Source organism: Actinoplanes sp. GCM10030250 (assembly GCF_042666575.1).
GTDB lineage: Bacteria > Actinomycetota > Actinomycetes > Mycobacteriales > Micromonosporaceae > Actinoplanes.
In genome coordinates, this window is record NZ_JBHTDO010000058.1 from 1 (window position 1) to 13,507 (window position 13,507).

The window sequence follows — 13,507 nt, forward strand, 5'->3', positions numbered from 1 at the left end:
CCCCGCCCCGCCCCCCGCTGCGCCTCGCCCCGCCGCGCCCCCCCGCCGCGCCCTGCCCGCTGCGCCCCGCCGCGATCTTGTGAAGTTGTTCGGCAGCGGTGTGCCCGAACTCCTCAAGGTCGCGGGTGGGGTTGAGCTTGGCGGCGCTCCTCCTGCCCCCACTCCGCGATCTTGAGGAGTTGAGGGTCAGCGGTGCACCACAGGGTCACAAGGTCGAGGGGTGGGAGGCGAGAACGGGCGAAAGGGCGGGCCAATCGGAATGAACGTCGGGTGGGCGGGTTGAATGGGGGCATGCAGAACCTCCTTCCCGAGCCACCGGCCACCCTCCTGCCCGCCGACGCCGGAGCGGACAAGGCGCTCGCCGAGGCCACCACGATCGAGGCCGTCAAGGCTGTGGCCGCCGACTACCCGTCGTACAGCGCGGTCTGGGCGCCTCTGGCCACCGACGCTCTGGCCACGGGTGAGCCGGTCACCGCGTACGCCTACGCCCGCACCGGGTACCACCGCGGCCTGGACGCACTGCGCCGCAACGGCTGGAAGGGACACGGCCCGGTCCCGTGGGCCCACGAGCCCAACCGGGGGTTCCTCCGCTGCCTGCACGCCCTGGCCCTGGCGGCCGCGGCGATCGGTGAGGCCGACGAGGCCGCCCGGTGCACGCAGTTCCTGCGCGACAGCGACCCGGCCGCCGCCGACGCCCTGAGCTGAGCGCAACGCTCAAGCCGAGCGCAACGCTCAAGCCGAAGCGAACGACCGCACCCTGAGCGCACACCACGTGCCCGCCTGACCCGACTCCACGCGCCGGCATGCATTCGTCATCGCGTGGAGTCGGACCGCGCGCCGGAATCACACGTCGGACCCGGTGAGGGTCAGAGTCCCTCGGCCACCGCGGCGGCGATCTTGAGCCAGGCGTCCTTGGTATTGGTGGAGAGCTCGCCGTAGCGGATGGGTTCGCCCGAGTCGATCAGCTTCTCGTACGGGGCGAGGAGCACGGCCCGGGTGCGCGCGGCGAAGTGCTGCTCGATCGCCGGCAGGTCGATGTCCTTGCGGGTCGGTGGGATGGTCACCACCGTGACGGCTTCGCGGACCAGGCGGCGGCGGCCGGACTGTTCCAGGTGGTCGAGCATGCGGGCGGCGGGTTCGGCGGAGTCGTTGCGTGCCGACATGGTGATCACCAGTTGGTCGGTGGCGTCCATGGCGGCCTGCCAGTTCTCGGCGCGGACGTTGTTGCCGGTGTCGACGAAGATGAGCTTGTAGAAGCGGCTCACCACGTCGCGGATCTCGGCGAACGCTCCGGCGGTGAGCATCTCGCCGGCGGTGGCGGACTCGTCCGAGGCGAGGACGTCGAACATGCCTTCGCCCTGTGCGCGTACGTATTGGGAGAGATCGCCGACGCGGCCCTGCGCGCCCTGGAAGAGGTGCAGGTCGCGCATCATGTCGCGGACCGTGCGGGCGTGGAAGTCCTGCTGGGCGCGCATCCCGAGGGTGCCCTGGGTCTCGTTGTTGTCCCAGGCCAGCACGTAGCCGCCGCGCTTCTGGCCGAACGTCATCGCGAGCAGCAGCACGGCGACGGTCTTGCCCGCGCCGCCCTTGGGGTTGACTACGGTCACCTGGCGCAGGCCGCCGAAGTTGCGGCGGACCATCTCGACGTCCTGCTTGTACTCCAGTTCGCGTTTGCCGGGCGCGAGCTTGACCAGGCCGAGGGTGCTCTTCTTCAGGATCGCCCGTGCGCCCATGGTGGCGTTCTGCTGGGCGGGACGGGCCAGCCGGCGCCGAGCGAACTCCTCGGCCGTCGGGGTGCCGTCAGCGATCCAGTCCAGCTCCTTGAACGGGTCCTCCGTGCCGCCGGCCGGAATCGGCTGCTCAGCAGTGGGCGGATCGGAAGGAACCGGAGGAAAAGGAGCAACAGGCGGCGCGACGGGAACGGGAGCAGGAGAAGGCGGCCGCCGCAACGGCTGCGCCCACGGCGAATCAGCCGCGGTGTACCCGGAAGGCTGACCTTGCTCAACAACGGGCCAGGCCTGCGTAGGCGCCTCGAGCGCAACCGGCTCAGGAGACACGGGCGCGGGAGGCGCAACAGGAGCAGCCTGTGCCGGAACATGGACACCCGGCGGCAACCCATGACCAGGATTCCGGAACACCCCCGGCTCGACCTGCACCGGCGAAACCGACGGCGGCGGACCCGGAACCGAGGGCGGAACGGAAGGCGGGAACGGCGCCGGAACCGAAGGCGGAAGCTGCACAGGCCGCCCATGCACCGCAGGCTCATCCTCAGCCCAGAACGGCTCCACATCCCTTACCGGTCCGGAATCGGCCTTCGGGACGTGGACGCCATCAGCGTTCTCGTCCTCCACGGATGCCAAGGATGCGACCTCTCATCAGCAACGGATCATGAGCAAACGGATCGACAAAAAATCAGACAGCCAATCCAGAGTTGCACAGCGGCTCAGCCGGCGTACACCGCCCAAGCCCCCTGCTCGGTCCACCAGCTTCGCTTACGGCTGGTGGAACCCGCCACTCCGTCGTCGAGGAACTGCAACTCGGCCTCGCGGGGCAACACCGACACCGCACGTCCGCGGGCGCGGCGCACTTCCACCCGTACCCTCGTGCCCTTGAAACGCTGCTTGACCACGACCGGGACCGCGACCGCGACCTCGACCCGCCCGTCGGTGGGATCGCCGTCGGCGAGCAGCCGCAGGCCGTCGAACTCGGCGTAACCGGCCGCGTTGCCCACCACGCAGGCCAGGATCGGCTCCTCGCCGTCGGACAGCAGCGCGTTGTCGACCTCGACCCGGCCGCGCCACGGCACCGCCTGGCCCTCGTCGTTGGCGCCGCCCAGCAGCGCGCCGTCGAGGGTGACCGAACCGCCGTCGTTGCGCAGCAGGTCGAGGCGGCGGACCGTGCCGTTCATCACAGCCGCGGCCACGTCGGCGGGAGTGCGCGGGAGGCCCAGCTGAGCGGCCAGGTCCGCCGTGTTGCCCGGGTCCAGCGGCAGGATCGCGAGTGGTGGCAGGTCGGGCACGGTCCGGCTGGCGGCGAGGTCGGCGGGACGTTTGCTGGGCGGTGGCGCGTACCGGCGGACCAGCCGGCGCACGACGGCGCGCAACTGACCGTCGGTGGCCGTCGCCACCACCAGCCTGGTGTCCTCCCGCAGGGACGGCCAGGTCAGGCCGTCCGGCCGGGGCGGGCCGTCGAACCTGGCCAGGGCCGCGTCGATCTCCTGATCGGAAGCGGCCATCACCGTCTCCACCTGCGCACCGGCGGCACGCAGCGCGTCGGCGCAGGCCAGAACCGGGGTGCGCGGGGTGCACGCGGTGTTGCACCCGCCGCAGCCGGAGCCGCACGAGTCGCCCGACCCCTCGGCCAGGCTGAGGAGCACGACGTCGACCACGGTCAGGCCCCGCCGAGCACCGAGTGGCGCTCGATGACCGCCTCGCGGCCCGGTCCGACGCCGACGATCGAGACGCGGGCGCCGATCCGCTGCTCGACGAACTCGACGAAGTTCTGTGCGTCCTTCGGCAGGTCCTCGAACTTGCGGCAGCCGGAGATGTCTTCCTTCCAGCCGGGCAGGGTCTCGTAGACCGGTGTCGCGTGGTGGAAATCGGTCTGGTTGATCGGCATCTCGTCGTGGCGGACGCCGTTCACGTCATACGCCACGCAGACCGGGATCTCGTCGAGACCGTCGTAGTTGTCCAGTTTGGTCAGCGCGAAGTCGGTGACGCCGTTGATGCGCTGCGCGTACCGCCCGATCACCAGGTCGAGCCAGCCGATGCGGCGGGGGCGGCCGGTGGTCGTCCCGTACTCGTGGCCGACCTCGCGCAGGTAGTCGCCGTACTTGTCGTGCAGCTCGGTCGGGAACGGTCCCTCACCGACGCGCGAGGTGAACGCCTTGAGCACCGCGACCACCCGGTCGATGCGGGTCGGCGGGATGCCGGCGCCGGTGCAGGCGCCACCGGACGTCGCGTTCGAGCTGGTCACGAACGGGTAGGTGCCGTGGTCCACGTCGAGCAGGGTGGCCTGGCCGGCCTCGCAGAGCACCACCTTGCCGTTGTCGATGGCCTGGGAGAGCTCCAGGGCGGTGTCCGCCACATAGGGCCGGAGCCGGTCGACGTAGGAGAGCAGCTCCTGAACGACCTCCTCGCCCTTCACCGCGCTGCGGTTGTAGATCTTCGACAGCACCTGGTTCTTGAAGGCCAGCGCCGCCGTCACCTTCTGCCGCAGGATCGACTCGTCGAACAGGTCCTGGACCCGGATGCCGATCCGGTTCATCTTGTCCGCGTAGGTCGGGCCGATGCCGCGACCGGTCGTACCGATCCGCCGCGCGCCCAGGAACCGCTCGCTCACCTTGTCCAGCGATCGGTTGTAGGCCGCGATGACGTGCGCGTTCGCACTGATCCGCAGGCGCGACGTGTCGATGCCGCGCGCCTCAAGACCGTCGATCTCCTGGAACAGCACGTTGAGGTCGACGACCACACCGTTGCCGATCACCGGCACGACACCGGGGGAGAGAATTCCACTCGGAAGGAGGTGCAACGCGTACTTCTCACCGTCGATGACGACGGTGTGCCCCGCGTTGTTGCCGCCGTTGAACTTGACCACGTAGTCCAGCCGGTCACCCAGCAGGTCCGTGGCCTTGCCCTTGCCCTCGTCGCCCCACTGGGCGCCGACCAACACGATCACCGGCACTTCGGTAATGCCTTTCCCGAACGGGTCGTACCTGGAGGAGTCCGGGTACTGCCGAAGTTTACGCGACTGCACCGCAGGTAGGATGGGCCGTCGTGCGCGTACTTCTGATCGGCTCCGGTGGGCGCGAGCACGCGCTTGCCGTCGGCCTCTCCGCCGACCCGTCCGTCGACTTCCTGGCCGCCGCGCCCGGTAACCCGGGCATTGCCCAGGTCGCCGAGCTGCACGAGGTCAAGGTCACCGATCCCGCCGCGGTCGCGGCGCTTGCCGTCGAGCTGAGCGCCGACCTGGTGGTGGTGGGCCCGGAGGCCCCGCTCGTGGCGGGCGTCGCCGACGCCGTGCGCGCCAAGGGCATCGCCTGCTTCGGTCCCAGCGCGGCCGCCGCCAAGCTGGAGGGCTCCAAGGCGTTCGCCAAGGAGGTCATGTCGGCCGCCGGGGTGCCGACCGCCCGCTCCTTCGCCTGCACCGACATGGCCGCCGTCCGCTCCGCGCTCGACGAGCTGGGCACGCCCTACGTGGTCAAGAACGACGGCCTGGCCGCCGGTAAGGGCGTCGTCGTCACCGACGATCTCGAGGAGGCCCTGATCCACGCCGAGGCGTGCGGTTCGGTCGTCATCGAGGAATACCTGTCCGGCCCCGAGGTCTCGCTCTTCGTCGTCACCGACGGCACCGCCGCCGCCCCGCTGATGCCGGCCCAGGACTTCAAGCGCCTCTCGGACGGCGACGAGGGTCCGAACACCGGCGGCATGGGCGCCTACGCGCCGCTGGACTGGGCGCCCGGCGACCTGGTCGAGCGCGTGCTGCGGGAGACCGTCGAGCCCACTCTCGCCGAGATGCGCCGGCGTGGGACCCCGTTCGCGGGTCTGCTCTACGTCGGTCTCGCGCTCACCCCGGACGGCCCCAAGGTCATCGAGTTCAACGCCCGCTTCGGCGACCCCGAGACCCAGGTCGTGCTGGCCCTGCTGGACACGCCACTGGCCGGTCTCCTGAACGCCGCGGCCACCGGCACGCTCGCCTCGCACCCTGCGCTGACCTGGAAGGACGGCTCAGCGATCACGATCGTGATGGCTAGCCACAACTATCCCGGCGTTCCGCGTACCGGCGACGTCATCGAGGGCGCCGAGCGTCCGGGCGTGATCCACGCGGGCACGGCCCGCAACCCCGATGGTGCGCTGATCTCGGCGGGTGGGCGCGTGCTGAGCGTGACCGCCACCGGCGCGGATCTTCCGGGTGCCCGCGAGGCCGCATATGCGCTGGTCAAAGACGTGCGCCTGGACGGTGCCCAATACCGCACGGACATCGCCCTGCGAGCCGTCGAGGGGAAGATCAAAATCTAGATCCAGGGCAAGATCAAGATCCACAGGCGTTTCTTGTACGCGGGACGGCATCTCCGCCGTGATCACGGGTCCCCGCCGTTCGGTCCGAGATCCGGTTGCCCACTCCCGGCCGTAGATCCGCTGCCGGGCCGGTACGCCGGCAGCGGTAGCGGTGGGGGCGCCGGTGGGCCGGCAGCGGTTGCGGTGGGCGCGCCGGTGGGCCGGCAGCGGTTGCGGTGGGCGCGCCGGTGGGCCGGCAGCGGTTGCGGTGGGCGCGCCGCTCACGCCACCCGCGTCCACGCCTGGCCCCGCTGTGAGCTGTTGAGTTCCGCAGCAGGGCCAGGCGTTTCAGACTTCGGGGGTGCGCGTCAGGACTTCGGGATGTCGAAGAGCTTGGCGATGCTCGCGGCGAGGGAGAGGTCGCCCTTCGCCTTGATCTTGCCGGTCATGAACAGCATCATCGGGTTTCCGTCGCCGGCGACGGTCTTGAGGAACGTGACCGCGTCCATGGTCATGGCCAGCTTCGGCTCGCGGGCCGGCTGGTTGGTGACCGTGCAGGCGCCGTTCTCGATGACGGTCTCGTACGTGTCGCTCGCGCCGCCGGCGCCACCCGTGATGATCCAGTGGATGACGGCCGAGGTGTTGCCGGCCCGGTCCGCGCGGAAGAGCGAGGGCATCCGGTTGAAGACCTCGTCGAGGATCTTCGTCCGCGAGTCCGACGCCATGACTTCAGCAATCTTCGAGTCTGGCGTGGACTTGACGAGCTGAGCGAACTCCTTCGGGCCGATCGACGAGAGCGCCTCGGGGTTGAAATCAGTCATCAGTGGACCTTTCGGGATGAGCGTCGAACCTACTCGCCGGTAACGTTAGCGAGAATGCCCCTTCTTCGTGCAGTGTGCCACTCTCAAACAGTTGTTGGACGGTCGGGCTAGGCTCCCCAGCATGTCTTTGACAGGCGCTGATCCGGGCGGCACAGCCGCGTTGCGAGCCCTCGCCCACCCGGTCCGCCTGCGGATCATGTCGCTGCTCACCGGCGCCGACCTGACCGCCGCCGACGTGGCCCGTGCACTCGGCATCACCCACGCGAATGCCAGCTATCACCTGCGCACCCTGCTGGCCGCCGGGCAGATCGTCGCGGCCGGCGAGAAGAAGATCCGAGGTGGGGTCGCCAAGCGCTACCGCCGCGTGGTGGCCGTGAATGACGGGTCGTTCAGCAGCGAGGAGAGCCGGCACCCTGCGTCACCGGCTGCCGGAGGACGACACGGGGACCATGAAAGAATCGGTGCCGTGACCATCCCGAACGTGCTTGCCTCCCGTTACGCCTCCGCCGACCTCGTCACCCTCTGGTCCCCGGAGGAGAAGATCCGGATGGAGCGGCGGCTGTGGCTCGCCGTCCTGAAGGCTCAGCGTGATCTCGGTGTCGCGGTGCCGGGCGGCGTCGTCGAGGCGTACGAGGCGGTGGTGGACCGGGTCGACCTGGAGTCCATCGCGGCCCGTGAGCGGATCACCCGGCACGACGTGAAGGCGCGCATCGAGGAGTTCAGCGAGCTCGCCGGGTTCGAGCAGATCCACAAAGGCATGACCTCGCGCGACCTGACGGAGAACGTCGAGCAGCTCCAGATCCGGGCCTCGCTGGAGCTGGTGCGCAACCGCGTGGTGGCCACGCTGGCCCGGCTCGCGGCGCTCGCCGTGGAGCACTCCGACGTCGTCATGACCGGCCGGTCGCACAACGTCGCGGCGCAGGCGACCACGCTGGGCAAGCGGTTCGCCTCGGCCGCGGAGGAGCTGCTCATCGCGTACGAGCGGCTCGACGACCTGATCGGGCGCTACCCGCTGCGCGGCATCAAGGGCCCGGTCGGCACCGCCGCCGACCAGCTGGACCTGCTGGACGCCTCGTTCGAGCGGCTCGCACAGCTCGAGGCGAAGGTGGCCGAGCACCTCGGCTTCGCCCGCGTGCTGACGAGCGTCGGCCAGGTCTACCCGCGCTCGCTCGACTTCGACGTGGTCTCCGCGCTGGCGCAGGTCGTCGCCGGCCCGTCGTCGCTGGCCACCACGATCCGTCTGATGGTCGGCCAGGAGCTGGTGACCGAGGGCTTCAAGCCGGGCCAGGTCGGCTCGTCGGCGATGCCGCACAAGATGAACACCCGGTCGTCGGAACGGGTCAACGGCCTCGCGGTGATCGTCCGGGGTTACCTGTCGATGGTCGGCGAGCTCGCCGGCGACCAGTGGAACGAGGGTGACGTCTCCTGCTCGGTGGTGCGCCGGGTCGCCCTGCCGGACGCGTTCTTCGCCGCCGACGGCCTGTTCCAGACGTTCCTCACCGTGCTCGACGAGTTCGGGGCGTACCCCGCGGTGATCTCCCGCGAGCTGGACCGCTTCCTGCCGTTCCTGGCCACCACGAAGGTGCTCGTCGCCTCGGTGCGCAAGGGCGTGGGCCGGGAGGTCGCCCACGAGGTGATCAAGGAGCACTCGGTCGCCGTGGCGCTCGCGATGCGGGAGAAGGGCGCGGCCGTCAACGATCTCTTCGACCGGCTCGCGGCCGACGGGCGGCTGCAACTGTCCCGGGCCGAGATCGACACGCTGGTCGCCGACCGGGCCGCCTTCGTCGGTGCGGCACCCGCGCAGGTCACCGCCGTGGCGGACCGGATCGCCCAGATCGTGGCCCGGCATCCGCAGGCCGCGGGTTACTCGCCCGCGCCGATCCTCTGAGAGCCCCGGACAAGGCCGATCCTCTGAGAGCCCCGGACAAGGCCGATCCTCTGAGAGCCCCCGGATCAAGCTCCGGACATGGTGGCGCCCGCCCGTTCCGTGCGAGGGAAGCGGGCGGGCGCTGTACGGCGAGGATCAGACGCCGGCGACTGACGTGATCCAGGCCCGGTTGAAAGCCACGCTGCCGTAGTACTGGCGGCTCGTGCCGTCGGCCGTCGACGCGACGCCGACCTGGGCACCGTTGTAGACCTGCGGGCCACCGGAGTCACCGCGCCAGGCGTTGCCGTTGATCCGGGTGCTGCCGATCGCGCGTCCGCCGTACGCATCGGTCTGGTTCGTCGAAGTGACCTGCACGGTCGCGGTCTTCAGCGTTGTCGACGCCGAGCAGCCCGAGTAACAGGTCATGCCCCAGCCGTAGATCGAGTTGGTCGAGCCCACCGGCGGGTACGCGCTGGACAGCGGCATGTAGCTGGTGCTCACCGACTGGCTCAGGCGCATCAGGGCGAGGTCGTTGCGGGTGGACGTGGACGCCACGGTGCGCGTCACGCCGCCGGAGGTGCGGTTCACGCTACCGACGCGGACCGACATGGTGCCGCTGATGCAGTGCCGTGCGGTCAGCACGTAGTTGGCCGAGATGATCGTCCCGGAGCAGGTGAAGCTGCCGTTGCTGAGGACGGCTGCGGCCCACGGTGCTGAGGAGACCGTGCCTCCGCCGATGATGTAGGGGGTGATGTCGTCGTCGGCTTGGGCGGCGGCCGGCGCAACCAGGGTGGCTGCGAGGCCGGCCAGGGCGGCCAGGAATCGAATCCGCACGTCGGGTCCTTTCTGGGGATGGGTCGACGAGGTGGCGCCTAGTGAATCGAATGCGATGGATGCAACGTAGGGCATCCACGGCGTCCCGCCCACAACTCAATCGACACCTATCACGGTGTGATGACCCCATCGGATGCGGAGTGTCCGAAACGCACTGGTGTGCGAGATCCCGGGGAGATCCCCAGCTCAATGACTGTCGGGTCACCCTGCCGACACCGGGCCGTGGCTTGCCGGAAGGGCCCACCAGGTAGGCTTCGCGTGCTTACACCTATCAGTCAGGAGTGCCCGTGGCTCGCGTCGTGGTCGACGTCATGCTCAAGCCGGAGATCCTGGACCCGCAGGGTCAAGCGGTGGCGAACGCGCTGCCCCGGCTCGGCGTCACCGATGTCTCCTCTGTCCGCATCGGTCGCCGGATCGAGATCGATTTCGCTGGTGAACCCGACCTCGATCGGGCCCGCGAGATCGCCGACAAGCTGCTCGCCAACCCGGTGATCGAGGACTTCGAGGTCCGGATCGCCGAGGACGCCGCGGCGGAGGTCGCCTGACCATGCGGATCGGTGTTGTCACCTTCCCTGGTTCGCTGGATGACGGGGACGCCGCCCGCGCTGCCCGGATCGCCGGTGCGGAGTCGGTCCGGCTCTGGCACGGCGACCCGGACCTGCACGGGGTCGACGCCGTGGTCCTTCCCGGCGGCTTCTCGTACGGCGACTATCTGCGTTGCGGCGCCATCGCCCGGTTCGCCCCGGTGATGGAGTCGATCATCGACGCCGCACGTGGCGGCCTGCCCGTGCTCGGTATCTGCAACGGTTTCCAGGTTCTGTGCGAGGCGCACCTGCTGCCCGGCGCACTGACCCGTAACCAGCACCTGCACTTCCGCAACCGCGACCAGTGGCTGCGGGTCGAGGCCACGAACACTGCCTGGACCAACCGGTTCACCGCGGGCCAGGAGATCCTGATCCCGGTGAAGAACGGCGAGGGTTGTTTCGTCGCCGACCAGAAGACGCTCGACGGCCTGGAGGCCGAGGGCCGCGTGATCGCCCGTTACATCCGCGGCAACCCGAACGGTTCGCAGCGCGACATCGCCGGGATCACCAACGAGGCCGGCAACGTCGTCGGCATCATGCCGCACCCGGAACACGCCGTGGAGGCGCTGACCGGCCCGTCGCTCGACGGCCTCGGCTTCTTCACCTCCGTCCTGCAGGCCCTGGCCGGGGCGTCCGCGGACGGTCAGCTCGCAGGGGGACAACAGCGATGACCACGCAGCCGGAGACGGCCACCGCCGGGGCCGAGTCCCCGCGGGGCGTGCCCAACCAGCCGCCGGCGGCGGGGACCGCGCCGGCGAACAAGCCGAGCGGCTTCGCCGCCACCGACGTGCTGGTCAATGAGTTCGAGGACGGTCCGGACACGGTGCAGCGCGCGGCGTCCTCGCCGGACGAGCTGCAGCCGCACGCCGACCTGGGGCTCAAGGACGACGAGTATGCGAAGATCCGCGAGATCCTCGGCCGCCGTCCGACCGCGTCCGAGCTCGCGATGTACTCGATCATGTGGAGCGAGCACTGCTCCTACAAGTCGAGCAAGGTGCACCTGCGCCAGTTCGGCGAGAAGGTCCCGGCGAACACCCGGATGCTCGCCGGCATCGGTGAGAACGCCGGTGTCGTGCAGATCTCCGAGAAGATCGCGGTGACCTTCAAGGTCGAGTCGCACAACCACCCCAGCTACGTCGAGCCGTATCAGGGCGCGGCAACGGGTGTCGGTGGCATCGTCCGGGACATCCTGGCGATGGGTGCCCGGCCGATCGCGGTGATGGACCCGCTGCGCTTCGGTGCGGCCGACCACCCCGACACCGCCCGGGTGCTGCCCGGCGTCGTCGCCGGCATCGGGGGGTACGGCAACTGTCTCGGCCTGCCGAACATCGGTGGCGAGATCGTCTTCGACCCGTGCTACCAGGGCAACCCGCTGGTCAACGCGCTCAGCATCGGCGTGCTGCCGGTCGAGCGGCTGCAGAAGAAGGAAGCGACAGGCGTCGGCAACGTCGTCGTGCTGCTCGGCGCGCGTACCGGGCGGGACGGCATCGGCGGTGTCTCGGTGCTGGCGTCGGCCACCTTCGACGACGAGGCCGAACAGCGCCGCCCGTCGGTGCAGGTCGGCGACCCCTTCATGGAGAAGCTGCTGATCGAGAGCTGCCTGGAGCTGTACGACGCCGGTCTCGTCTCCGGCATCCAGGACCTCGGCGGCGCCGGCCTCACCTGCGCGCTCACTGAGACCGCCGCGGCCGCCGGCACCGGTATGCGGGTCTGGCTGGAGCGGGTTCCGCTGCGCGAGCCGTCGATGTCGCCCACCGAGATCCTGGCCAGCGAGTCGCAGGAGCGGATGCTCCTGATCGTCACCCCGGAGAACCTGGACAAGGTGCTGGCCGTCGCCGAGAAGTGGGGCGTCTGGGCCACCGCGATCGGCGAGGTCACCCCCGCCGCCGCGGACGGCACCCCGGGCCGCCTGCTGATCACCTGGAACGACCACGTGGTGGTCGACGTGCCGCCGGGGTCGCTCGCCGACGACGGACCGGTCTACTCCCGGCCGCTGCGCGAGCCCGGTGACCTGATCCTGCTCCAGGCCGATCGGGCGGAGACGCTGCCGCGGCCGTCGACCGGTGACGAGCTGCGCGCCACGGTCCTGCGGATGATCGCCTCGCCGAACCTGTGCGACAAGACCTGGGTGACCGAGCAGTACGACAGGTACGTCCTCGGCAACACCGTGCTGGCCCAGCCGGAGGACGCCGGTGTGCTGCGGATCGACGAGGAGACCAACCTCGGCGTGGCGCTCTCGGTCGACGGCAACGGCCGGTTCGCCCGCCTCGACCCGTATGAGGGTGCGAGGCTGGCGCTCGCGGAGGCGTACCGGAACGTGGCCGTCACCGGCGCCGAGCCGGTTGCGGTGACCGACTGCCTGAACTTCGGCTCGCCCGAGGACCCGGCCGTGATGTGGCAGTTCGCCGAGGCCGTGCGCGGTCTCGCGGACGGCTGCCTGCAGCTGGGCACCCCGGTGACCGGCGGCAACGTCAGCTTCTACAACCAGACAGGTGCCGCGGCGATCCACCCCACCCCGGTGGTCGGTGTGCTCGGCATCTTCGACGACGTGACCCGCCGCATCCCGATGGGCTTCGCGCCGCCCGCCACGACCGGCGGCGACCTGCTCCTGCTGCTCGGCGAGACCCGTCAGGAACTGTCCGGTTCGGAGTGGGCCTGGGTGACACACGGCCACCTCGGCGGTCGTCCGCCCAAGGTCGACCTCGCGGCCGAGCAGGCGCTCGGCGCGCTGATGGCCCGGGCCTCGAAGGCCGGTCTGGTCAGCGCCGCCCACGACCTCTCCGACGGCGGCCTGTCCCAGGTCCTGGTGGAGAGCTGCCTGCGGCGTGAGGTCGGCGCCAAGGTGACCTTCCCGGAGGACGGCACCTCGCCGTTCGTCCACCTCTTCAGCGAGTCGGCGGGCCGTGCGCTCGTCGCGGTGCCGCGCGGGCACGAGAAGGCGTTCACCGCTCTCGCGGCGGAGTTCGGCGTCCCGTGCACCGCGATCGGTGTCACCTCCGAGGAGCCGGCGCTGGAGGTGGAGGGCCAGTTCACCATCGCGCTGACCGAACTGCGTGAGGCCTTCTCGGCGACGATGCGCGATCTCTTCGGCGGGACGGCGGAGCTGGTCAACCGGCACGCCGACACCGAAGCTCAGGACGCACCGGCAGCCGGGGGCGGGGTTGTCGCCGACGGCGAGGTCCGCTCGGTGACGCTGGAGCTGACCGACCCGAAGAAGCCGGGTGGCCCGATCGGGTCCTGATCGACAGGTTCTCGAAGCCGGCCGGTGTCCGCACCGGCCGGCTTCAGTCTTTCCACCCACCTGACTCTGACTCACAGGCGAGTTCTGGCTCACAAGCGAGCCTGACTCACAGGCGAAAGCTCCAGACGTGAGAAGGGCCCCGCGCGAACCTTCGCGCGGGGCCC

Annotated in this window: 11 protein-coding genes; 6 read left to right on the forward strand and 5 right to left on the reverse strand. The window is 70.1% G+C overall.

Going from position 1 to position 13,507, the window contains the following annotated elements; genetic code table 11:
• Window positions 1-291 precede the first annotated feature (291 nt).
• Window positions 292-705, forward strand: coding sequence for a DUF3151 domain-containing protein (locus ACFQV6_RS41920; RefSeq protein ID WP_378033307.1), 414 nt, complete (start codon window positions 292-294; stop codon window positions 703-705).
• Window positions 706-866: 161 nt separating this feature from the next.
• Here ACFQV6_RS41920 and ACFQV6_RS41925 read toward each other — a convergent pair whose 3' ends face one another.
• From ACFQV6_RS41925 to ACFQV6_RS41935, 3 genes are all read right to left on the reverse strand, one after another.
• Window positions 867-2,351, reverse strand: coding sequence for a cobalamin biosynthesis protein CobQ (locus tag ACFQV6_RS41925; RefSeq protein WP_378033308.1), 1,485 nt, complete (start codon window positions 2,349-2,351; stop codon window positions 867-869).
• 92 nt (window positions 2,352-2,443) lie between these two features.
• Complete coding sequence (locus ACFQV6_RS41930; RefSeq protein WP_378033309.1) at window positions 2,444-3,388, reverse strand: diacylglycerol kinase family protein; 945 nt, start codon at window positions 3,386-3,388, stop codon at window positions 2,444-2,446.
• Window positions 3,389-3,390: 2 nt separating this feature from the next.
• Window positions 3,391-4,683, reverse strand: coding sequence for an adenylosuccinate synthase (locus ACFQV6_RS41935; protein ID WP_378033344.1), 1,293 nt, complete (start codon window positions 4,681-4,683; stop codon window positions 3,391-3,393).
• Between the two features lie 92 nt (window positions 4,684-4,775).
• On the opposite strand from ACFQV6_RS41935, the gene purD reads away from it, so the two are divergent.
• The gene (purD, locus tag ACFQV6_RS41940; protein WP_378033310.1) at window positions 4,776-6,017 is read left to right on the forward strand and encodes a phosphoribosylamine--glycine ligase; all 1,242 of its coding nucleotides are present in this window, start codon (window positions 4,776-4,778) and stop codon (window positions 6,015-6,017) included.
• 347 nt (window positions 6,018-6,364) lie between these two features.
• Here the strand turns inward: purD and ACFQV6_RS41945 are convergent, their stop codons facing one another.
• On the reverse strand, window positions 6,365-6,817 hold the full coding sequence (locus ACFQV6_RS41945) for an SCP2 sterol-binding domain-containing protein (protein WP_378033311.1): 453 nt from the start codon (window positions 6,815-6,817) through the stop codon (window positions 6,365-6,367).
• Window positions 6,818-6,938: 121 nt separating this feature from the next.
• Here ACFQV6_RS41945 and purB point away from each other — a divergent pair, with 121 nt between their 5' ends.
• Window positions 6,939-8,705 (forward strand): adenylosuccinate lyase, encoded by a 1,767-nt coding sequence (gene purB, locus ACFQV6_RS41950; RefSeq protein WP_378033312.1) that lies wholly within the window; start codon window positions 6,939-6,941, stop codon window positions 8,703-8,705.
• Window positions 8,706-8,840: 135 nt separating this feature from the next.
• On the opposite strand, the gene ACFQV6_RS41955 is transcribed toward purB, so the two are convergent.
• A complete protein-coding gene (locus tag ACFQV6_RS41955) occupies window positions 8,841-9,518 on the reverse strand; it encodes a S1 family peptidase (RefSeq protein ID WP_378033313.1) in 678 nt (225 codons plus the stop codon).
• Window positions 9,519-9,805: 287 nt separating this feature from the next.
• Here ACFQV6_RS41955 and purS point away from each other — a divergent pair, with 287 nt between their 5' ends.
• The 3 genes from purS to purL are packed head-to-tail and all read left to right on the forward strand — an operon-like array spanning window position 9,806 to window position 13,343.
• Window positions 9,806-10,063, forward strand: a complete 258-nt coding sequence (gene purS / locus ACFQV6_RS41960; RefSeq protein WP_378033314.1) for a phosphoribosylformylglycinamidine synthase subunit PurS — start codon at window positions 9,806-9,808, stop codon at window positions 10,061-10,063.
• Window positions 10,060-10,773 carry a phosphoribosylformylglycinamidine synthase subunit PurQ gene (purQ, locus tag ACFQV6_RS41965; RefSeq protein ID WP_378033345.1) on the forward strand — a complete coding sequence of 238 codons (714 nt, stop codon included), beginning with the start codon at window positions 10,060-10,062 and terminating at the stop codon, window positions 10,771-10,773. Before purS ends, purQ begins: the two co-directional genes overlap by 4 nt.
• Entirely contained in the window at window positions 10,770-13,343 is a 2,574-nt protein-coding gene (gene purL, locus ACFQV6_RS41970) for a phosphoribosylformylglycinamidine synthase subunit PurL (protein WP_378033315.1), read from the forward strand. Before purQ ends, purL begins: the two co-directional genes overlap by 4 nt.
• Window positions 13,344-13,507: the final 164 nt, after the last annotated feature.